The organism is Rhodococcus sp. ACPA1 (assembly GCF_002300195.1).
GTDB lineage: Bacteria > Actinomycetota > Actinomycetes > Mycobacteriales > Mycobacteriaceae > Rhodococcus_F > Rhodococcus_F opacus.
The window spans coordinates 545,987-566,842 of the sequence record NZ_NSDX01000003.1 but is presented as its reverse complement, the minus strand read 5'-3'; the positions used below and the strand labels follow the sequence as shown (position 1 = coordinate 566,842).

The 20,856-nt window shown below is 64.3% G+C and carries 16 protein-coding genes; 5 read left to right on the top strand and 11 right to left on the bottom strand.

Going from position 1 to position 20,856, the window contains the following annotated elements; genetic code table 11:
• Positions 1-18: 18 nt before the first annotated feature.
• Positions 19-810, bottom strand: a complete 792-nt coding sequence (locus CJ177_RS13105; protein WP_095867889.1) for an RraA family protein — start codon at positions 808-810, stop codon at positions 19-21.
• 166 nt (positions 811-976) lie between these two features.
• Between CJ177_RS13105 and CJ177_RS13100 the strand changes: the two genes are divergently transcribed.
• On the top strand, positions 977-1,903 hold the full coding sequence (locus CJ177_RS13100; RefSeq protein ID WP_095867888.1) for a LysR family transcriptional regulator: 927 nt from the start codon (positions 977-979) through the stop codon (positions 1,901-1,903).
• Between the two features lie 309 nt (positions 1,904-2,212).
• Here the strand turns inward: CJ177_RS13100 and CJ177_RS13095 are convergent, their stop codons facing one another.
• The 3 genes from CJ177_RS13095 to CJ177_RS13085 form a co-directional block, all read right to left on the bottom strand.
• Positions 2,213-3,340 (bottom strand): alkene reductase, encoded by a 1,128-nt coding sequence (locus CJ177_RS13095; protein ID WP_037182464.1) that lies wholly within the window; start codon positions 3,338-3,340, stop codon positions 2,213-2,215.
• The gene (locus tag CJ177_RS13090; protein WP_095867887.1) at positions 3,337-4,332 is read right to left on the bottom strand and encodes an LLM class flavin-dependent oxidoreductase; all 996 of its coding nucleotides are present in this window, start codon (positions 4,330-4,332) and stop codon (positions 3,337-3,339) included. Before CJ177_RS13090 ends, CJ177_RS13095 begins: the two co-directional genes overlap by 4 nt.
• 101 nt (positions 4,333-4,433) lie before the next feature.
• Positions 4,434-5,678: an MFS transporter gene (locus CJ177_RS13085; RefSeq protein ID WP_005250707.1), complete on the bottom strand. Its 1,245-nt coding sequence runs from the start codon at positions 5,676-5,678 to the stop codon at positions 4,434-4,436.
• A gap of 77 nt (positions 5,679-5,755) precedes the next feature.
• Here CJ177_RS13085 and CJ177_RS13080 point away from each other — a divergent pair, with 77 nt between their 5' ends.
• The 4 genes from CJ177_RS13080 to CJ177_RS13065 all read left to right on the top strand — a co-directional run bounded on the left by CJ177_RS13080 (position 5,756) and on the right by CJ177_RS13065 (position 12,483).
• Positions 5,756-6,118, top strand: a complete 363-nt coding sequence (locus CJ177_RS13080; protein ID WP_095868220.1) for a MerR family transcriptional regulator — start codon at positions 5,756-5,758, stop codon at positions 6,116-6,118.
• A gap of 124 nt (positions 6,119-6,242) precedes the next feature.
• Positions 6,243-7,274 (top strand): nuclear transport factor 2 family protein, encoded by a 1,032-nt coding sequence (locus CJ177_RS13075; RefSeq protein ID WP_228380638.1) that lies wholly within the window; start codon positions 6,243-6,245, stop codon positions 7,272-7,274.
• A gap of 106 nt (positions 7,275-7,380) precedes the next feature.
• Entirely contained in the window at positions 7,381-8,391 is a 1,011-nt protein-coding gene (locus CJ177_RS13070; RefSeq protein WP_095867886.1) for an LLM class flavin-dependent oxidoreductase, read from the top strand.
• 591 nt (positions 8,392-8,982) lie between these two features.
• Positions 8,983-12,483, top strand: coding sequence for a serine/threonine-protein kinase (locus tag CJ177_RS13065; RefSeq protein WP_095867885.1), 3,501 nt, complete (start codon positions 8,983-8,985; stop codon positions 12,481-12,483).
• A gap of 261 nt (positions 12,484-12,744) precedes the next feature.
• Here CJ177_RS13065 and CJ177_RS13060 read toward each other — a convergent pair whose 3' ends face one another.
• From CJ177_RS13060 to CJ177_RS13030, 7 genes are all read right to left on the bottom strand, one after another.
• Entirely contained in the window at positions 12,745-13,974 is a 1,230-nt protein-coding gene (locus CJ177_RS13060) for an MFS transporter (protein WP_257014506.1), read from the bottom strand.
• 248 nt (positions 13,975-14,222) lie between these two features.
• Positions 14,223-15,005: an SDR family NAD(P)-dependent oxidoreductase gene (locus tag CJ177_RS13055; RefSeq protein WP_025433357.1), complete on the bottom strand. Its 783-nt coding sequence runs from the start codon at positions 15,003-15,005 to the stop codon at positions 14,223-14,225.
• Positions 15,006-15,078: 73 nt separating this feature from the next.
• On the bottom strand, positions 15,079-16,110 hold the full coding sequence (locus tag CJ177_RS13050) for an ABC transporter permease (RefSeq protein ID WP_257014505.1): 1,032 nt from the start codon (positions 16,108-16,110) through the stop codon (positions 15,079-15,081).
• A complete protein-coding gene (locus tag CJ177_RS13045) occupies positions 16,107-17,108 on the bottom strand; it encodes an ABC transporter permease (protein WP_005250691.1) in 1,002 nt (333 codons plus the stop codon). Before CJ177_RS13045 ends, CJ177_RS13050 begins: the two co-directional genes overlap by 4 nt.
• Positions 17,105-18,628, bottom strand: coding sequence for a sugar ABC transporter ATP-binding protein (locus CJ177_RS13040; RefSeq protein ID WP_037182463.1), 1,524 nt, complete (start codon positions 18,626-18,628; stop codon positions 17,105-17,107). The genes CJ177_RS13045 and CJ177_RS13040 overlap by 4 nt, the downstream gene beginning before the upstream one ends.
• A 65-nt stretch (positions 18,629-18,693) precedes the next feature.
• Complete coding sequence (locus CJ177_RS13035) at positions 18,694-19,824, bottom strand: sugar ABC transporter substrate-binding protein (RefSeq protein WP_025433360.1); 1,131 nt, start codon at positions 19,822-19,824, stop codon at positions 18,694-18,696.
• Positions 19,825-20,051: 227 nt separating this feature from the next.
• Positions 20,052-20,579, bottom strand: a complete 528-nt coding sequence (locus tag CJ177_RS13030; RefSeq protein WP_143548686.1) for a nuclear transport factor 2 family protein — start codon at positions 20,577-20,579, stop codon at positions 20,052-20,054.
• Positions 20,580-20,856: the final 277 nt, after the last annotated feature.

The window sequence follows — 20,856 nt, the reverse complement described above, 5'->3', positions numbered from 1 at the left end:
TCAGATTGAACCGTAAGCTCAGCTGTAGCGCTTACGGAAGAGGGGACGCAACTGATCGATGGGGGCACCCTCGATGATCATCTTGGCCATCGTCTGCTCGGCTTCCGCAATTCTCTCGACCTCACTGATTACGTACTCCGCATGCTCGAACGGCACCACGCATACACCGGAGTCGTCGGCGACGATCAGGTCGCCAGGTTCCACCCGAACGTCGTATAACGTGACCGGCCCATTCATCTCGATGGCCTCGATCCGGAACTTTCCGGTAATCGGGGTCACGCCGCTGCTCCACACCGGGTACCCCATGTCGCGGATCGATCCGGCGTCGCGGATTGCGCCGTACACGATGCTGCCGGCGAGACCGCGCGATTTCGCAACGGTGCAGGACTGCGCGCCCATGTTGGACACCGAAAGGTCTCCGGCGGTGTCGGTCACCAGGACGTCGCCTGCCTCGGCCAGGTAGTAGATGTCGCGCGTGGACATGCGAATGAAGTCCTTGTCCACATAACCCTGGGTCGGCGTCTTGCGCTCGACGAGATTGCGGATGGTCACCGCGGGGCCCACGATCTGCTGCCCGGGAGCCAGTGGCTTGAGGAACGAGGCGGGGACCGCACCGATGATGCCGAGTGAGTCGAGCACGTCCGACACCGACGTCGTCAGGTCCTCGATTGCGAGGTAGCGATCGACAACCTCCTTCGGCACGCGCGGGAACTTGATCTTCTTGATCCGCTCACGATCGACGAGACCCCAGATACGGCCTTCTGCAAGGTATTCGTCGTACTCGCTCGCGAGAGTTTCCGTCGTAGTCATTGAGATAGTTGTCCCTTCAGCGGTTGGCTCGCCCAGTTGGCTAGATCACTTCAACCAGACAATGTGAGCGTAAGAGGCCCGAATTCATAAAACAATGCCAGATTCAGGCATGCATTTATTATCAAAATCTATATGCCTTGTCCGGTGACTCAGACACAATCGATGCATGATGAACATCCGCGACCTGCAGTACCTCACAGTGCTGGCCGACGAACTGAGCTTCAGCCGGGCCGCCGACCGGTTGAATATCTCGCAGCCCACCCTCAGCCAGACCGTCAGGAAGCTCGAACGGCTCATCGGTGGGCCGCTTGTAGAACGGACGACGCGGCGGAGCCGACTCACGACAGCCGGTGAGACCCTGGTCGAAGGATCCCGGCAGCTACTGGCAGATCTGATCCGCCTCGAGCAGGTCACCCGCGACGCGGCCGCCGGGCGCACCGCAGCGCTACGAATCGGTGCGGTGAACCCAGCAATGCGGCTGCTCATGCCTCGAATCCTGTCGTCCGTTCGCGCCGAGGTTCCCGATGTTCGAATGACATTGCACCCCATGAACAGTCACACTCAACTCCGTCAGCTGATCGACGGACAACTCGAAGCCGGGATCCTCCGCAGCCGCAGCACTCCACCGGGTCTCGCGGTCGACACCCTCATGGACGAGCCGCTCTACGCGGCCGTCACCAGCTCCCACCCACTGGCAACTCGCGGCCTCGCCTCCATTGCAGACCTCAACGACGAGGACTTCATCATGGCCCCACGCGACCGGAACCCAGCCTTCTACGACGAACTACTCCGCCTCGTCACCGACAGTCAGTGCTCACCTCGAAGAATCGTCGAAGCCGACGACATGTGGGCTCAACTCGCAATGATCGGCGCCGGCGCCGGGGTGGCCGTACTGCCACTATTGTTCGTCGATCACACCCGAGACGACATCACATTCCTCCCCCTCGACAGGAAACTGGGACTAGGGCTCCCTCTGGTACTCGTCTACGCACCGAACTCACCGACGGCCGCACTCACTGCAGTTCGCCGGGCCGCTCGAGCAGAAGCAGAACACCTCCTCGAAGCCAGTTCGCGGCAGTCAACCGAACCGTAGGCCCGGCCTATGGCTTGCTCGGCAGCCGGGCGGCGTCATTGAGAGCAGGGTCGCGCCGCGTTAATCAAACACCACGCCCACAGGTCGCAATCTCGAATAGGCCTTGTTCACAAGGGATCTCGAATGCACCAGAGAGAATGCGTTGTTTTCACAGCGTCGGGATACACCTCGAAGGCCCTTGGAGTGGGCCAAGAAGCACACGGCGGAGTGCTACACCTACCTGCCGCGGACCGAAGTACCAAGCCTGAGAGAACTGCAGATGCTCCAGCAGAACACTGCGTTCCACGCAAACACCTGCGGCTTGCCGCGTCACGTACGAACCGTGTGTGCCTGTTCCAGGGTCGGGTAGTCCGTGTATCCGCGGTGGTCGCCGCCGTAGATCCCGATCGGTTCCGGGGCATTGAGCGGGGCGCCTCGGCGGATACGCTCCACGAAATCCGGGTTGGCAAGGAAGCCGCGGCCGAAGGCAATCAGGTCGGCCCCGCGTCGGAGCCAGGCATCTGCGGCACCGACCTTCGTGACATCGTCAGGCCGGCTGAGTGTCGGCGACACCACGAGAGCACTCGGCCACAGGCCCCGGATTCGGTCGTCGAGGTCGGCGTTACCTGCCTCGACGAGGTGCAGGTAGGCCAGCTCCTCCTGTGCCAGCTCCTGAACCAGCGATGTGTAGGTGGTGTGCGGGTCGTGATCGATGACGTCACCGAATCGGTTGCCGGGGGAGATCCGCAGCCCCACTCGATGCGGGCCTATGGCCGCGGCGACCGCTCGTACGACGTCGACCGTCAGCCGGATGCGGCCCTCGTTGGATCCGCCCCAGTTGTCGGTGCGCAGATTGGTGTTCTCGGCGAGGAACTGGTGCAGAAGATAGCCGTTGGCGGCGTGGATCTCGACACCATCCAGTCCCGCTGCCATCGCCCGCTCGGCTGAGCGGGCGAAGTCCTCGACAATGGTCAGGGTCTGGGCTCCGGTGAGCTGCTGCGGGCGGACGGCCAGTCTCCTGCCGTCTGCGGTGTACACCTCCGCCCGGGCGGCGATGGCCGAGGGCGCCACGGGATACACCCCATCAGGCAGGAAGGAGGGGTGGGCGAGACGTCCCGCATGCATCAGCTGCACGAAGATCCGGCCCCCAGCGTCGTGCACCGCATCAGCTACACGAGACCAGCCGCGCCGGTGGGCGTCACTGTGCAGGCCTGGCACGCCGGGTCCGAGTCGGCCGGCCGCGGTGGGGTGGGTGCCCTCGGCGATGATCAGTCCGGCGCTGGCGCGCTGTGCGTAGTAGGTGCTCATCAACGCGCTGGGCGTGCCATCCGAGGCGGCGCGGGATCGAGTCATCGGAGCCATCACGATGCGATTGGGCACGGTAAGGGCGCCCACTGTTGCGCTGTCGAAAAGCGGGGAGTTCACAGTGCCGGGCGCCGAGAGGGAGCCGGATGTCATGCGGTCTTCAGCTCGGCGAGGAGTTCGTAGCTGCGGATGCGGTCCTTGAACTCCCAGGTCTCGGTGAGAACGATGAGTTCGTCGGCCTGCGTGTGCTTGACCAGTTCGTTGAGGCCGTCGCGGACCGTGGCGGGCGAGCCGACGCAGGACGCGCGGAGCATGGCCCCGACAGCTGAGGCTTCTTGCGGGGACCACAGTTGGTCGATGTCGTCGACGGGTGGCAGGTTCTGCAGTTCGCCGCGGATCAGGGTGAGGAACTTGCGCTGGAGGGTCGTGAAGATGTGCTCGGCGCTGCGGTCGGTGTCGGCTGCGATGACGTTCACGCCGACGACGGCGTGCGGCTTGTCCAGGTTTTCGGAGGGGCGGAAGTTCGCACGGTAGATGTCCAGGGCAGCGGACAGCTGGTTGGGAGCGAAATGTGAGGCGAAGACGAAGGGCAGGCCTTCCTTCGCGGCCAGGGCCGCGCCGAAGGTGGAGGACCCGAGGATGTACAGCGGGACATTGGTGCCCTCGCCGGGGATGGCGCGGACCCGGCGGGTGATTTTGCCCGGCGCGAGGTAGCGGCGAACGTCGGCCACCTGGGCCGGAAAGTCCTCGGCGGTGGCGTCACCGCGGCGCAGTGCCTGGGCGGTCCACGGGTCGGTGCCCGGTGCGCGTCCCAGACCGAGGTCGATGCGTCCTGGGTAGAGGGCGGCGAGGGTGCCGAACTGTTCGGCGACGACGTACGGGGCGTGGTTGGGGAGCATGATGCCGCCGGAGCCGACCTTGATCCGCTCGGTGGCAGCGACCACCTGTCCGATCAGGACGGAGGTCGCCGCGGAGGCCACGGCGGCCATGTTGTGGTGCTCGGCGATCCAGTAGCGGTGGTAGCCGAACTCCTCTGCCTTGCGGGCAAGTTCGATGGTCTCGTGCAGCGCCTCGGTGGCGGTGCCGCCGTGCCGGATGGGGGCGAGGTTGAGAAGGGAGAGCGGGATATCGCGGAGGTGGTTCATGACTGTGCGAGATTGCCTTTCGCGTGCTGCAGCGGATGCATGGATTGATCGGCGCGGATGCGTGATCACGCCTGGATATGTGCGGGTGACGGTGGTGCAGGTCAGTGGTGCTGACCGAGCTCGGCGAGTTGGTGAGCAGGGGTGGGCTCGTCCTCGTTGCCGGGGCGGGCGATGACGGCCGACGTCGGGCGGCGAGGGAAGGCGGACGTGCGAGCGAATAGGGCGATGAGCAAGGCGACCGCGGTGAGTGCAGCGGCCGCACCGGGCACGGCGGCTACGCCGATGTGATCGAGGACCTGACCGCCGACCAAGGAACCGCCGCCGATGCCGAGGTTGAAGCCGATTATGAACAGCGCGGAGGCGGCGGCCGGCGCCGCGGGCGCTGCTTTGAGTGCGGCGGACTGCAGGAAGGTCGGTAGTGCCGCGTAGGCCAGTCCCCACAGCACAATCAGTGTGATCGTCGCAGGAGTGAACCAGCCGACTGCCCCCAATCCGGTCAGGGCCAGAACCACGATGCCCACGGCGCTCAGCAGGGCGCCCCGCGGGCGCCGGTCCACCAGCATTCCGGCGCACCACACCCCGGCGATGCCCGCGACGCCGAAGGCGAAAAGGACAGGGCTGACCGCGCTCTCGGAGATGCCGGCATCCTGCAGGAAGGGGGCGACATAGGTGTAGAGCGTGAAGTGACCCAGCATGACCACGGTGGTCGTGACGGCGATGGCCAGCACTCCGGGGATCCTGAATGCCTTGGCGGCCGACGAGTCGGCGGAGCGCGTGCCAGGAACCTGAGGCAACAGGGCGGGAGCCGCGGCCATCACGAGGACCGCCACCCCAGCCAGGACGACGAAGGCCGCTCGCCAGCTCAGGGCGTTACCCAGTGCCGTACCCAGGGGGACGCCCAGGGACAGGGCTGCGCTGTTACCGGCGTAGACCGTGGCGACGGCGCGGCCGGCGCGGCCGGGAGCGACCATCTGGGTGGCGTAAGCAGCCATCATCGACCAGAGCACACCGTGCACCAGCGCCGCGATGAGCCGGCCGATAATGGCCACGGGAAAGGTGGGGGCGAGGGCCATCAACAGGTTGCTCACGGCGAAGGCCGCCATGATCACCAGGAAGAGTCGACGGCGTGGCCAGTTGGCGGTCCACGCGGTGACCGGCAAGGTCACGAGCATGACCACGAGCGCGTAGATCGCGACCAACAGTCCGACCTGCGACTCTGATGCCCCCAGGCCTTGGCCCATCTGCGGCAGCAGACCCATGGGCAGGGTCTCGGTGGTGATGGTCATGAAGGCGGCCACGAACAGGACGCCGAGGCCGCCCCGTTTTGTTCTGGAGGGGTCGTTCATTACGTCGGTCACGCCATTGACGCTAAACTTGTACATTGATGTCAAGGTCAAGCCGAAACGGAGTGAAGCACATCACCATGAAGATCGGTGAACTTTCCCATCGCACCGGAGTCGCCACTCGACTCATCCGCTACTACGAACAGCAGGACTTGCTGCACCCCGACCGTCTGGCCAACGGCTACCGGGACTACCCCGAGAGCGCAGTGCAGCGCGTCCAGCAGATTCGCGATCTGCTCCAGGCGGGGCTGAGCACCGGGGTCATTCGCGAGATCGTGCCCTGCTTCCTCGGCGCCGGCGCCGCCTTGCGCCCGATGGTCGACGCGGAGTTGGCCGCCAATCTCGCCCGCGAGCTCGGCGAGATCGAGCGGCGCATCGACACTCTGACGCGCAATCGGGACGCCATCCGCGCCTACCTTACGGTCGCCAGCCCGGCCGCCTGAGAGGCGAGAGGGATGGCCGCCCGCCGCTGACAGGGTGTTGATCTCAGGTTTCCGAGTTCGGTCGAATTCCGTTCTGCGCGTTTGCGCCGCGCGTGGGTGGTGACGTGCTTCACTCCGGATTCGCTTGACCTTGACATCAATGTCATTGATTAGCGTCGACAACATGACCCGCAACAATGGATTGATCAAATCGGAGCGAGGCCGCCTCGACCCAGTATCAGGACAAAGGCCGATGACCCCGACGGCCGAGGGGGCACTCGCGGCGTTGGACATCTTCGTGGCAGGTTGGGCCTGCAGCGACCAGGACGCCTTGACTACCGTCTTCGCCGACTCGAGCGTCCTGCACTCCAGTGCGCATGGCGAGGCCCGCGGAGCCAGGGACATCACGGCTCTGTTCAGCGCCGATTTCGATCCCGCCATGCCCCTAGACATAGTCACCACGAACCACTTCGTCGGCGGCGACGACGAGCGGGCCGTCCTTACCTCCTACCTGTACGGTTTCACACCGCAAACAGAACCGGCGCCTTCGACGTTCGGCGCGACACTTGTGGCCGACCTCGTCCGGACTGAGTCCGGTTGGCAATTCGAGGTCCTGCGGCTGTCCATCCCATGGATCGACGGGGACGAGGCTCGGTTCGCGAAATGGAGCATCCCCTCCCCCGAAGGATGGAAGATCGGCGACGCGACGCCCAGCATCGTGAGCGAATTGGACTCACCCTGGGCCCGCGGCATCCCCGATCTCGACCCCCACGATGCCGTGCGGCAGGTCGCCGACTTCTACTCGCGCTATTCGTGGGCCATTGACCAAGGGGACATCACGCTCCTGCATGGCTGCTTCACCGAGGATGTCTTCGGGGCGTTCCCCCCGATGGGTGACCTGCAAGGACGCCATGAAGTTATCGGACAGATGAAGTCCTTCCGTCGCCTGTGGCCGTGGATGCAACATTTCGGCCGTCCGCTGCAGATCACGGTCGACGAAGCTCGCAACACCGCTCACCTTGTGGTCGGCCGCATCATCCCTCAGCGGCCGGCTACACCGAATGGGCAGGATCTCTACGGAGCCCACTATCAGTTGGATCTCCGCCGCGAAGACGACACCTGGAAGATCTCGCGTTTCGAATACATACCCGGCTGGATCACCGCGACGGAACGGTAGACCGTCCCGCCGAGGTCGCGGCCGCCGTGCCGCCTCCCAGGTGTCTCCCCCGTCCTAGGAACCCCTCACGCACTCGCACCCACTCCTAGACAAGAAACGGCACGCGATGGATACCCTTTCCACTCCTCCGGATCGTCCGGCACTCTCGCTTCTCGATCTCGCACCGATTCGTCACGGCCACACTGTCGGTGACGCATTGCACCGCACCGTCGAACTCGCCGCCTATGCCGAGCGCCTGGGTTTTCACCGCTACTGGCTTGCCGAGCACCACAACATGGCGCCGATGGCGAGCTCGGCCAACATCATCCTGGCCGGCGCCGTCGCCGCCGGAACCCGGACCATCCGGGTCGGCACCGGCAGTCTCAATCTGTCCAACTACGCGCCGCTCGTCGTGGCCGAGCAGGTCGGCACACTGACAGCCCTGCACCCCGGCCGTTTCGATCTCGGGCTGGGGCGCGCACCGGGAACGGACCCGTGGACAGCGGCCGAAATCCGTCGCGGGCGACCGGCGGACCAGGAGTTCACTGCGCAGTTCGCCGAACTCCTCTCCTACCTCCACGGCACACGACCACAGGTGCGGGCCATCCCGGGAGAGGGCGCCGTCACACCCATCCACCTGCTGGGTTCCGGTGTCTACAGCGCGGCCTTGGCCGCGCGTCTCGGGCTGCCGTTCGTCTTTGCCGGGCACTTCGCCCCGTCTCGGTTGCAGGAGGCAGCGGACCTCTACCACTCCACATTTCGCCCTTCGCAGACGCTTTCCGAGCCGTATGCGATGGTCTCCGTGAACGCAGTCCTCGCCGATGACGACCGAGAGGCGGCCCGGCTGTTCACTTCCGTCCAACAGCGGTTCCTCGCAACGGTGCGCGGCCGGATGCAGCCGCTGGATCCACCGGTGGACGACATACATCAGCTGTGGACCCGGGCCGAAGCCGCAGCAGTGGCGGAGCAGCTGAGCCAGTCCTACATCGGTACGTCTGAGACCGTCCGTCCTCGACTCGAAGCGCTCGTGGCTCGGACGGGCGCCCGCGAGCTCGTCTTCATGTCGGAGACCTACGACCAAGCAGCACGTATGCGCTCGTATGAGCTCATAGCCGGCCTCTGGGCGCCGGCACGGTAGCCCGACAGAGCGAGGGCTGCGGCCTGGGCTGACCGATGCGCAGTCCCAGGGCGCCGACTACATCTGGCACCCCATTCGGCGCATTTGATGAAGGCAAGGCAGACGAATCACGTTGCAAGCGAGCTTGATACGGTAGTCGACCGCGAGCAGCGACGGAAATCTGCACGATCCCCGCGGTGCCGCCGAAAGCCGCCAGTCGAAGGTTATTTGGGCACAACAATTCCCGAATCCCGTAACGAGTGCGATGGGTCAGTCGTCCGCAGGTCGGAATCCCTGCCGCACTCCGGAGCGGGGCAAATTGCGGCCGAGGGACGAAAGGTACCACCGGCTGCTTGTCGCGCTGCCGTGCCGCAGCGGTGTCGGTCGGACGGTCCACTCGCCGACTGCGGGTGGACGAACAGTGCGAGCGCTCCTCGCTCTCGACTCGACGGCACACCGACCTCGACCTCGGTTGACCGCGCGGGCCGAGCGAACTGGCTACTCACCGACGATTCGAGGGTTCGGGTCGGGGTTATGCTCGCATTGACGCTGGAGAGGTGATGTGCATGACACCGCGATTGCGGACACCGAGGCACGGGATCGAGGTCGGCCGTGGCCGAATACGATCCAACGGCGACACAGCGTGATCTGACCCCGGATATCGCCACGGAGTTGGCCGCGGCGGGGTTCGACGATGCCCAGGAGGTCGGTCGGGGCGGCTTCGGCATCGTCTACCGCTGCCTGCAGCCATCCCTCGACCGCACCGTCGCAGTGAAGGTTCTCACCGCCGATCTGGAACCGGACAACCTCGAGCGGTTCATTCGTGAGCAACGGGCCATGGGCCGGCTGTCCGGACATCCGAACATCGCCAACATTCTGCAGGTCGGTGCCACCACCAGCGGGCAACCGTACATTGTGATGCACTACCACCCGCACGGTTCGCTGGCGACACGGATCCACCGCACGGGCCCGATCGAGTGGCAGGAGGCGGTTCGACTCGGTGTAAAGGTCGCGGGCGCGCTCGAGACCGCGCACCGGATCGGCACCGTACATCGGGACGTCAAGCCCGCGAACATCCTGCTCACGGACTACGGGGAACCGCAGTTGACCGATTTCGGGATCGCACGCATCGCGGGTGGCTTCGAGACCTCGACGCGCGCGGTGGTCGGCTCACCGGCGTTCACCGCCCCCGAGGTGCTCGGGGGCCGGCCCCCCACCCCGGCATCGGACGTGTACGGCCTCGGGGCGACGTTGTTCTGCGCGATTACCGGGCATGCCGCGTTCGAGCGGCGCAGCGGTGAGCAGGTGATGGCCCAATTCCTGCGGATCACCTCCCACCCGGTGCCGGAACTGCGTGGGGAGGACATCCCCGCCGACATATGTGCGGCGATCGAGAGGGCGATGGCCCGGGAGCCAGACGATCGTGCGTCGACTGCGGCCGAGTTCGGGGAGGAACTGCGCGAAGCCCAACTCCGGAACGGCCTGCCCGCCGACGAGATGGCCCTACCCACCGACCTCGGCACGCAAACCCACGATGAACCTCGCCGAGGCGCCTCGACCAGGACCGCGTCGGGCAGGTCCGGCCCGATGACGACGGCAGGCCGGAACGATGCAGCGACGACAGGGACGCCGCCCGCCCCCTCCACCCGATTCCGCCCGCCGACGCCGACCCGGCAACTGGTCGAGCGTAGACAACTGATCGACTCCCTACGCGCTGGACAGCGGCGCCGGTTGACGGTCATTCACGCGCCGGCCGGATTCGGCAAGAGCACCCTCGCCGCCCAATGGGGTGAAGTGCTGACAGCGGAGGGTGTGGCGGTCGCGTGGCTGACGGTCGATCACGACGACAACAACATGGTGTGGTTTCTCTCGCATCTGGTCGAGGCGATCCGGCGGGTCCGCCCGACCCTGGCGCGCGACCTCGGGCAGGCGCTCGACGAGCACGGCGACGAGGCCGAGCAGTACGTCCTGTCTTCACTGATCAACGAGATCCACGCCCGCGGTGAGCGGGTGGCGATCGTGATCGACGACTGGCACCGGGTCATAGACGCCGGGACACGCGGAGCCATGGGATTCCTGCTCGACAACGGCTGCCACCACCTCCAGGTCGTCGTGGCAAGCCGCACCCGGGCCGGCCTTCCGATGAGTAGAATGCGCGTGCGTGATGAGCTTGTCGAAATCGACTACACAGCATTACGTTTCGATGACAATGAGGCACGATCCTTCCTGGTCGACCTGGGCGGACTGGAGCTGGAGCAAGAGGATGTCGCGGACCTGCGGGATTCGACCGACGGGTGGGTGGCAGCGTTGCAATTGGCGTACCTGTCACTGCGCGGACGCGACGACCCCACCGAGCTGATCGGGCACATGTCGGGTCGGCATCACGCCATCGGCGAGTTCCTCGCCGAAAACGTGCTCGACACGTTGGAACCGGAGATCCTCGATTTTCTGCTGGCGACGTCGGTTACCGAACGGATCAGCGGCAGCCTCGCGGGCGCGCTGGCGCACGTGTCGCGCGGGCAGGCGCTACTCGAAGTAGTCGAGGAGCGGGACTTGTTCCTGCGACGGGTGGACGAGGACGGAGTGTGGTTCCGGTACAACCACGTGTTCGCCGAGTTCCTGCAACGCCGACTCGAGCGTGATCAACCCGAGCGGATCGACGAACTTCACCGCACGGCATCAACCTGGTTCGCCGATCACGAGCTGCTCGGCGAGGCCGTCGATCATGCACTCATGGCTGGGGATCAGGTCCGGGCGGCCGAGCTCGTCGAGCGCGATGGGATGCACCTGATCGAGTACTCGCACATGACGACCCTCCTCGGGATGGTTGCGAAACTCCCACCTGCACTCACGGAGTCGCGCCCGTGGTTGCAACTCGCCGTAGCCTGGGCCAATATCATGCTGCATCGCGCCGCACCCGCACAGCGAGCACTCGACCTCGTCGAATCAACGCTCGACCGTGTTCCCCCCACCGACGAGGTCGCCGACCTGCGTGTCGAGGCGGCTGTGATGCGAGGTGTTATTCGGTTCCGCGCGGACCGAATCGACGGCGCGGACGAGTTGGTCCAGGCATGCCTGCCGCGGCTGGACACGTTGCGGCCGTGGGTTGTGTCGAGTGCCGCGAACATGGCAACCTATCGCGCGACATACCAGTTCGATTTCGACGAGGCACGCCGACTGCAGGAATGGGCCTCCACATTTCATGCGCGAACCAACGGTCCGTACCTGGTGATGCACGGGCACTGTTTCGCCGGCCTTGCCGCCTACGAACAACTCGATGTCGCCGCGGCGGAAAGCAGCTTTCGGGCGGGGGTGCGTGTGGCGAGCAAGTTGGGTGGCAAGCACTCAGAGGCCGCGCGCCTGGCCGATTCTCTCCTCGGCGCGTTGTTGTACGAACGGGGCGAGATCGACCAGGCCGAAATCTTGCTCGACGAAGGCTACGAGCTTGGGGGCGAGGGCGGTCTCGTGGAATTCAAGATCCCTCGGTATGTCCTCGGGGCGCGTATCAAGGCCCTGCGGGGCGACCGAATAACGGCAGCGCAGCGACTGGATGAGGGGGCGAGGATCGCTGTGACACTGTCTCTTCCGCGGTTGCGCGCCAACGTCGAGAACGAACGGATCAGGCTGGGGCTTCCCCTGAGTCCCGACATCCCGGTCTCGCGGCCCGCAGAATATTCCTCTCGTCGTCGACCGGTCGACGGTATCGAGGCACTGACGGCACAGATCGAGGAGGCAACAGCCATCAGACTGCTGCTCGACGAGCATTCACCGGACCAGGCCGTGCTCGCGTGCACATGGGCAAAGGAGTGGACGAACCGACTCGAGGGCCGCGGTGCACACCGACTGTTGCTGCAGGCCAGAAGGTTGCTCATAGCCTGTCTGTCTGCCTCGGGTCGTATCGACGAAGCCAAGGAACTGCTCACCGCGATCGCGGCACAATGCGCCGAGCTGGGCATGATGCGTCACCTTCCCGATGGTGGACCACACATCGTCTCGCTCATCGCGGCGCTGCGGGAGGATCAGGTCGCCGGGACGTGGCGCAGCGATTGGGCGCAAGTCCCGGCCACATTCCTCGCGGACCTGGCGACTGCCGACGCGCCCCAAAGGATCTGAATCGTCACTGCACTCGGTTCCAGCAGCCGGCCAGCACGGCAATCCTTGCGAAGACGACGCAATGTGAACTCGCCACATGGCATGTTGAAGTTCGGTGCCTGTCTCCTTCATATGGACTCGCCCACAAACCTGTTCAGCGACGATGTTATGTACATCGGGCGCAACGTATACCATCCAACACGCTTGGCCTACCAAACCGACCCGTGATGGTCGCGACCTGCACAAGGGCGGCGCCGCGTTTGACGTGGCGCACTGAGTAGCCTAAGGAGCACTGTGACAGTAGATTTCGCAGTGCCGATCGGTGAGGAAGTACGCGAGGGCGAGGGCGGGTAGGACTACACCGGTGAGTGCGGCGGCTCTCCATCCACAATGGGCGTATACGAAGCCCCCAACGGCGGACCCGAGCGCGCCGCCGGCGAAGAATGTGGCCATGTACAGGCCGTTGAGGCGGGAGCGTAGCTGAGGGCCGAGGGCGTAGATGGCGCGTTGTCCCAGGACCACGTTGGTCATGACGCCGAAGTCGAGCAGGATTGCCGCACCGACCAGGATACCGAGGCCGAGGGCGGTTCCGGTGGGGACGAATGCGGCAGCCAACAGGGAAGTAAGTACAGCGAGGATGGCGATACATGTCCACGGTCGGGTCAGTCCGTGGTCGGCTAATCGGCCGGCGAGCGGGGATGCTGCGGCGCCGACGGCGCCGACTAGGGCGAACATGGCAAGTCCCAATTGGGACAGACCGAATGCCTCGCTGGTAAGAAGCAGGGGAAGGGTTGTCCAGAAGACACTGAAGGATCCGAACAGGCAGGCATGGTAGAGCGCGCGGCGCCGCAGCACCGGGGTTTCGCGCATGATGCCCGGAAGCGACCCCAGCAGCGCGCGGTAGCTCACCGTGTAGTCCGGGCGGCGAGTGGGCAACGTACATCGGATTGCGATGGCAATTGCCATGACGAGGAGGGCGGACATTGTGTAGACGGCTCGCCAGGACCAAACACTGGCGATGAGACTGGCGACCAGTCTGGCCAGCATGATTCCAAGGGTGAGTCCACTCATGACGGTGCCGATGACGCGGCCGCGCCGATGCTCGGGGGCATAGTGCGAAGTGAAGGGCACCAGCACTTGCACGGCTACCGCGGCGAGTCCGATCAGTCCCGAAATCATCAGGAACGGGATCGGCGCCCCACCGATGGCGGCAGCGACGAGGACCAGGGCTTCGATCGTCAGCAGAACCGAGATCAGGGCTCGGTTCTCGAACACATCGCCCAACGGTACGACGAGGAGAAGACCGAGACCGTAACCGATCTGGGTGAAGGTGACGATCAGCCCGGCGGTCTGCGGCGACATCCCGAGGGATGCGCCGATCTCGCTGAGAAGTGGCTGCGAGTAGTAGAGGTTGGCGACGACCACGCCGCAGGCCGTCGTGATCAGCACCATAAGCCATGCCGGCATTGCAGTGTTGGCGTTGTGAGCCGGGAGGTCGGTGACGCGGCTCATCGGATCTCCTCTCCACAATGAGCAGGTGGGCATCGCTTTGTGCGTCCGCACGCGGTGCACTCGGCAGGACCCGCACGTGAGCCCCGGCTACCTGAAATCGTCGGTCTGGCAGGGCCGAAGTCCGACTCGGACGCCGGTTGATGGGTATGGGCTCGTTGCGTTGCCCCGCAGGGTGGGCCGTGGTGTCGGCGACTGAATCAGGCGCGGCGGCCGTCCCCACCAAGTCGATTCTCAGGCGGCCGCACCGCCTACTGAATAGTCCAACCCCCGTCTGCCATGTATACCGCTCCGTGTACGAAGCTGGCTTCATCGCTGGCCAGGAAGAGCGCTACGTTGGCTAGTTCCGAGGGTTGGGCGTGGCGTCCGGCGGGTGCCTTGCGCAGTGCCTCGACCACAGGCAACTCTTCATTGTTGAGGATGTCCTTCGTCATTTCGGTCTCCACCGCGCCGGGGGCAATGGCGTTGACCCGCACGTTTTGGTGGGCGTAGTCGAATGCCATTTGCTTGGTGAATCCGATAACCCCATGCTTGGAGGTGGTGTAAGCGATCCCGCCGCCGCCTGCGATGAGCGCTGAGACGGAGGCGGTGTTGACGATCGCTCCGCCCCCGGCGGCCAACATCGAGGGCAGCAGAGCCCTGCTGACCAAGAACATTCCCTTCAGGTTTACTCCGACCACTTTGTCCCACAACGCGTCGTCCGTCTCGAGTGCGGTGGCGTAGTCATCGAGGATCCCGGCATTGTTCATGATCACGGTGACTTCACCGAGGATCCGGATCGACTCTTCGGCCGCCGCCTCTACGCTGGCCGTGTCAGAGATATCGACCTGTACACCGGCTGCATCGCCTCCGCAGTTCCGAATGAACTCGACCGTTTCGTCGATGCGCTCCTTGTTCAGATCCCAGATGACGACGCGTGCACCTTCCATCGCGAATCGGAGCGCGCTCGCGCGGCCGATCCCCGACGCTCCCCCGGTGACGACCGCCTTACGGTTGGCCAAACGTGTGCCCTGGACGAAGCCGGTTTCACTCATGAGTCATCTTCCTTCGATATATCGGTAGCGGACAGCATTCTCGAGGTGTAGTGGTCGACCCCGGTACGGGAAGCTAGGGCACAGGGGTGGATGCAGATACCGTCGTCTGCGTGCGGGGTGTGCGCGAGGACCGCCGGGCAATATGGAATCTGCGGAGCGACTGGCCGATCGGAGAGGATCCGTTCGCGATGTCCAGGACCAGAAATACGAGCAGGACCGCTCCGGTCGCAAGGCTTGCCGCCCAGAATGCGGCGCCGTGCAATGTCAGACCGGAGAGGAGGAACTGCAGGGTCAGAACGCCGACGAAGATGCCCGACATGCTTCCCCGGCCGCCGTACAGGCTGATCCCGCCGATCAAGGCTGCCGTGACGGCGGCGACAAGCAGCGTTTCGTGTCCACTTGGAGTGGCACTACCGGACCGCAGGGATGCCAGCGAGCCCGCCAGAGCAGCCAGCCCCGCCGAGAGAGCGAAGGCCAGAACGAGGGGCTTTGAGGGTGAGATACCGGCCGCGCGGGATTCCTTGCGCGCACCACCTATTGCGTAGATCTCTCGGCCGATGCGGGTGTACCGGAGGACGTACCCGACCGCCACCACGAGGGCGATCATTGTCAGACTGAACGGGGAGAAGATGACGAACCGCTCGCGCAAGGCGGTTGTGATCGCAAGGTTGGACAGGTCCATCGTCACGGTCTGCTCGTGTGAGAGTACGTATGCCACACCGCGCAAGGCGATGAAAGTCCCGAGTGTGAACACCAGTGAGGAGATGTTCAATCGGGCGATGAGGGCGCCTTGAACGACACCGAAGGCGACCCCCGCGATAGTCGCCGCGGCAACCGCGACCACGACTCCGGATCCGGACATCTGGACTGCGACGATTCCGGCGCAGGCGGCGATCGAGCCCACCGACAGATCGAGTTCACCGGCCAGCATGGTGACACCGAGTCCGGCGGCGACGATGCCGACGAGGGCACAGGATTCCAAGATCGCATAGATGTTGCCGCTGCTTGCATAGCCTCCGGTGGTGAGGGCGAAGAAAAGAAACACCAGCACCGCCAACGCGATGCGCAGTATGAGGTCATGGTGAAGAATTCGAGACCGCATCATTTAGCTCCCGCTCTGCCACGAACCAGGTGGAAGGACACCACAACAACCAGGATGAAGGCACCCATGATGGTCGTCCTTATTCCGAAGGACCAGCCCAGCAACAACATGTAGTTTTGAAGCATCGCGATGAAGACCGCGCCCAGCGCCGTTCGAGTCGGCGAACCCTGCCCACCTTGAATCGCGGTGCCACCGATGAGAATCGCTGCGACAACGTCGAAGTCGAGGCCGCCGAACTCGCTGATCCGGGCCTGGCTGAACTGCGCGGCGCCGAATATCCCCACGATGCCCGCCGCTACGCTCGCGACGACGAAGACTACGGTCGTGACCTTCCAGACCGCGATTCCGGAATTGAGCGCAGTGGCCCGGTTGGCACCGGTGACCACCGTTTGCCGCCCGAATCGTGTCTTGCTCATCACGAACCACGCAACGACGATCAGGATCAGGAACGCCCAGGTCTGCGTCGGCACCCCGAGCGGACGAGCGTTCCCCCACCACTCAACCGAGGTGCTTTCGATACGGACGTTCTTACCGCCAGTCGCGAGACCAGCGAGACCCGCGAGTAGTGCCCCGGCCCCCAAGGTGGTGACGATCGGGTTGGCACCCATCGAGACCAAAGCGCCCTGCACGGCACCGAGTATCAGGGTTACGATCAGCGTCGCGACGACAGCGAGGGCAAACGGCGCACCGTGTGACATCAGCAGAGCAAAGGTCACTCCGCCGAATACCGCTGTCTGCCCAAGCGCCAGTGAGAAGAATCGGCCGGCGACGGTGATGAACGTGGCACCGAGGGCAACGATTCCGGTCAGGGCCGCGGACCTGAGGATGGCCAGCGCGTTCGCTGTGGTGAGGAATGCCTCGTTGGTCAGCCCCGCGACGATGATCGCCGTAGCCAGCGCCACGGCGGCCCCCGCCAGCGGGAGGTATCTTCTCGCTGCCGGGGCGTCTGCCGACGCGGGCGGATCTGCGGATGTGACCGTAGTCGTGCCGACCGCGCTCATATCTGTGCCTCCTCGGGGTGAGTGATGTCCCGCAGCACTTCATGTGTGCTGATGGACGTGGCAGGAACCGTGCGAATGAGACGACCACGGAACATCGTGACGATGGTGTCGGCGAGGCCGTGAACCTCCTCGAGGTCTGACGAGGCGAACACGATCGCCAGGCCCTGCTCGGCGAGCGTCCGCAAGTGCTGGTAGATCTCGGCACGCGCACCGATGTCCACGCCGCGGGTCGGTTCCTGCACCAGTAGCACTTTCGGTGCGATACCCAGCCACTTTCCTAACGCGACCTTCTGTTGGTTTCCACCGCTGAGAGTGCCGGTCTTGTGGGGCATCCGGGTCGGGCTCAGAGCGACTTGCCCTGCGATCGCGTGGGTCAGTTCCCGGACCCGGCGTCGGCTGACGAGTCCGTTCGGCGAGATCGACTTGATGGCAGGAACCATCAAGTTGGTCGAGACGGTCAGGTCGGCGAAGATGCCATCCAGTTTCCGGTCACTCGAGCAGTACGCAATCCCGGACTTGATGGCGTCGGTGAGGGTGTGCGCCGGTGGTAGTAGCGCACTGTCGATCACGATTGACCCGGACTCGACTACGTCCACACCCGAAATCGCGCGCACCAACGCACCTGAGCCGGAGCCTAGCTGACCGGCCACCCCGATGATCTCCCCTGCGTGCAGTTGCATCGACACGGGATTGGGAAGCTCTCGGGTCGTGATGCCGGCAACGTCGAGGATGGCAGCTCTGAATGATTGGGCGCGTCTCGGGAACATGTCTTCGAGGGGACGACCGATCATCGTTTCGATGACCTTCTCGAGGGTGACGTCACTGACGTTGCAGGGAGGGTTGCTCCGGCCGCTGCGGAATATGGTGATGCGGTCGGCGATCTCGAAGACCTCACCGAGCCGGTGGGTCACGTACACGATGCTGTGCCCGGCGGCCGCGAGCCGCAGTACCGTACTTTTTACTCGTTCGATGTCGCTATCCGACAGTGCCGCAGTGGGTTCGTCGAGAATGAGGATCTTTGCATCACGAGCGAGCAGACGGCCGATTTCGATGAGTTGGCGCTCTGCCACCGACAGCGTCTCCACCGGGGTGCGTGGATCGATGTGCTCTAGCCCCACGGCATCGAGATGCTTGCGCGCTTCCTTCGCGAGCCTCGCGGAGGTCCACGCGCCCTTGAACGGTACGCCGCCGAGGAAGATGTTCTCCGCGGCGCTCAGGGGGCCGATCACGCTCAGCTCCTGCTCGGCGACGGCGATACCGGCAGATCGTGAGCGCCGGGTGCTGCCGAGTTGAGTCGGTTCGCCGTCGACCAGGATCGTTCCCTCGTCCGCGGATTCGAGGCCTGCGAGAATTTTCACCAGGGTGCTCTTGCCCGCGCCGTTTTCGCCGAGGAGCGCCATCACTTCGCCCTTGCGCAGAGTGAAGTCCACTCCGCGAAGGGCGTGCACCGACCCGTAGGACTTCTTGATGCTTCTCATTTCGAGGACAGGCGGCGCGGCGCCGTTGTCGACAGAACCCATCGTTCGCTCTTCCGTCTCTGATTGTGAGGCTCGAATAGTTACACCGCTGATCTGCAGGGGGTAGTTCAGCTGTAGTTGCAGAGCTCCGATGCCGGCCTGCCCCAGATGGTCGTGCTGTCGAACGATGCTGCGGTGCCGTCGAGTTTGGTGTTGGGCATGAAGTTGCGCTTGTGCGGCGGGGTGTCGATCGACGGCGGTGCGTCCGCGGACAGGTCTGCATCGCCGTCGAGGACCGAGCCGTTGTTCAGGTAGGCCGCCAGCGCGTAGATCGCGGACTGCCCCTCGACGAGCGGAGATTGGATCGCCGAGCCGACAAGTTCACCATTTATTACCGCAGCATTGGTGTTGGCGTTCATGCAGGTGCCTCCGACGAAGAGCGCGTCTTTGCCGGGAAGGATGCCGTTCTCTTTGGCTGCGCGGATGGCGCCGAGCGCCAGGGCATCGTTGACTCCGTACACCCAGGTGAATTTTCCCTTGTTGGCTGGGATGACCTGGGAGCCGATGCTGTAGCCCTCGGCTTCGAGGAATCCGCCGGATGTCACATCGCTGAGAACCGCTGACGAGGGAGAGCTCTGCTTCAACTCGTCGGTGAATCCGGCGACTCGTTGCTGGGCGGCCGTGTGGCCGGCAACTGTGTTGACGATCAGACCGTCGCCGAGGGGGACGCCGGCCTTTTGGGCGCCAGCGATGAGCAACTGCGCTGCTGTTCGACCGCTGCCGTAGTCGTTGACGCCGGCGTACGCGTCGAACAAGGAGTCCTGCTCCTCGGTGGGAACCTGGTTGAGAATGACGAGCGGAATTCCGGCTGCTTTGATGGCTTGTTCGGACGCTACTGCCGCTTCTCCGGAAATGGGGTTCAGCACAACGCCGACGGGCTTGGCGCCCTGAGCCAGCATCTGCTGGATTGCAGAGTCCTGTTCTTCCTGCGTCGACGCCTCGACATAGGAGACATCCCAGCCGTACGACTCTGCAACTTCACGTGCGCCGACCTCGTTCTGTCCGAAGTACGGATTCTCGCGGGACTGACCGAAGAACATCACCTCACCGGATGAGGGCATGCCGTCGGGCGCCGATGACGTGCTGCTTTGAGCGTTGCCGCACGCGGTGAGCAGGAGTGTGGCGGCTGTGCAACCGGCGACGGCGGTGAGGTAGGCCCGTTTGCGCTGACGGTCTGCGCGAGGTGGGAATTTCGACATGTTGACTCCTGTTTGGGGACTTGCCGGGGGGCACTGCCGGTGGGATGGGTGGGGTGAGTACGCGATCTCGCCGAGCTGCGGCCTGGGGACCCTGCGATGTGCGCGAAGGATCGGACTTCGAGCAGCAATATCCGGCCGCCGGTATGACCGGATCGCCATGGGGAAGCGGGCCTCGATTGTCCGGGGATCATCCTCACCCGGTCAGACAGGGCGCCGAATTACCGTGCCTATTTGTCGGACCAGACGACTCGAAGCCGGGTCAAGGTAAGCGCGGAGAACTTCCATTCCCCGTCCACGCGCTCATACTTCTCGTGGTAGTGACCGTAGCCGTGCATGACCTCGTCGCCGTACTCCAGACGGTCGTACATCGACCAGCGCCCCACAGCGCGATTCGGGCTGATCAGCTCAATTTGTGGGTCGTGTCCTTGATGAACCGAGATGACCTCGGAGACTGCACCCGCGATGACCCGCGCCGTCGCTTCGCCGCCACTGACGATCCAATCGTCAGGGTTGATGTCGGCTGCAGTCACCCCGTGGTGTCCGATGTGATGTTGACCTTCACCACCGAAATCGACGCGTGCGTCCGTGGTGAAGAGCGCCTCGATGCCTGCCCAGTCCTTCTCGTCGACGACCTGGAAGTATCGTGACTTCAGCTGGCGAATCTCCTCGATGGCGCGCAACTTGTCGATAGGGCCTGGAACATAGCGACTCTTCACTTCTCGCGTGTCCGCAGTTGATGACTCTGAAACGATCACGGATCCTCCTCGCCTAGGGATACCTATCCGGTCCAATGGGAGCGCTTAGCTGGATCTGCCGCGGGCCCTCCGTGTTTTGCTGCGGATACGTCGCGCAGCCGGAAGGTCGGCCGACGATTCGAACGGCGCGTCAGGAGCGACAAGTAGATGTAACGAACGGGGTAATGCCTACAAACGCTCGTTCGTTGGATGTAACGTAGATCATAGTTCGCGGGGGCGCAAGAGACTGCGCACACCGATCAAGCATCCCGCCGGCGCCGTTCCGCTGCCGGACATC

What these genes read in the sequence shown, in the direction of transcription:
- CJ177_RS13105 (WP_095867889.1), bottom strand. Translation starts at nt 810, where the DNA reads ATGACTACGACGGAAACTCTCGCGAGCGAGTACGACGAATACCTTGCA.
- CJ177_RS13100 (WP_095867888.1), top strand. Translation starts at nt 977, where the DNA reads ATGATGAACATCCGCGACCTGCAGTACCTCACAGTGCTGGCCGACGAA.
- CJ177_RS13095 (WP_037182464.1), bottom strand. Translation starts at nt 3,340, where the DNA reads ATGACATCCGGCTCCCTCTCGGCGCCCGGCACTGTGAACTCCCCGCTT.
- CJ177_RS13090 (WP_095867887.1), bottom strand. Translation starts at nt 4,332, where the DNA reads ATGAACCACCTCCGCGATATCCCGCTCTCCCTTCTCAACCTCGCCCCC.
- CJ177_RS13085 (WP_005250707.1), bottom strand. Translation starts at nt 5,678, where the DNA reads ATGAACGACCCCTCCAGAACAAAACGGGGCGGCCTCGGCGTCCTGTTC.
- CJ177_RS13080 (WP_095868220.1), top strand. Translation starts at nt 5,756, where the DNA reads ATGAAGATCGGTGAACTTTCCCATCGCACCGGAGTCGCCACTCGACTC.
- CJ177_RS13070 (WP_095867886.1), top strand. Translation starts at nt 7,381, where the DNA reads ATGGATACCCTTTCCACTCCTCCGGATCGTCCGGCACTCTCGCTTCTC.
- CJ177_RS13060 (WP_257014506.1), bottom strand. Translation starts at nt 13,974, where the DNA reads ATGAGCCGCGTCACCGACCTCCCGGCTCACAACGCCAACACTGCAATG.
- CJ177_RS13055 (WP_025433357.1), bottom strand. Translation starts at nt 15,005, where the DNA reads ATGAGTGAAACCGGCTTCGTCCAGGGCACACGTTTGGCCAACCGTAAG.
- CJ177_RS13050 (WP_257014505.1), bottom strand. Translation starts at nt 16,110, where the DNA reads ATGATGCGGTCTCGAATTCTTCACCATGACCTCATACTGCGCATCGCG.
- CJ177_RS13045 (WP_005250691.1), bottom strand. Translation starts at nt 17,108, where the DNA reads ATGAGCGCGGTCGGCACGACTACGGTCACATCCGCAGATCCGCCCGCG.
- CJ177_RS13040 (WP_037182463.1), bottom strand. Translation starts at nt 18,628, where the DNA reads ATGGGTTCTGTCGACAACGGCGCCGCGCCGCCTGTCCTCGAAATGAGA.
- CJ177_RS13035 (WP_025433360.1), bottom strand. Translation starts at nt 19,824, where the DNA reads ATGTCGAAATTCCCACCTCGCGCAGACCGTCAGCGCAAACGGGCCTAC.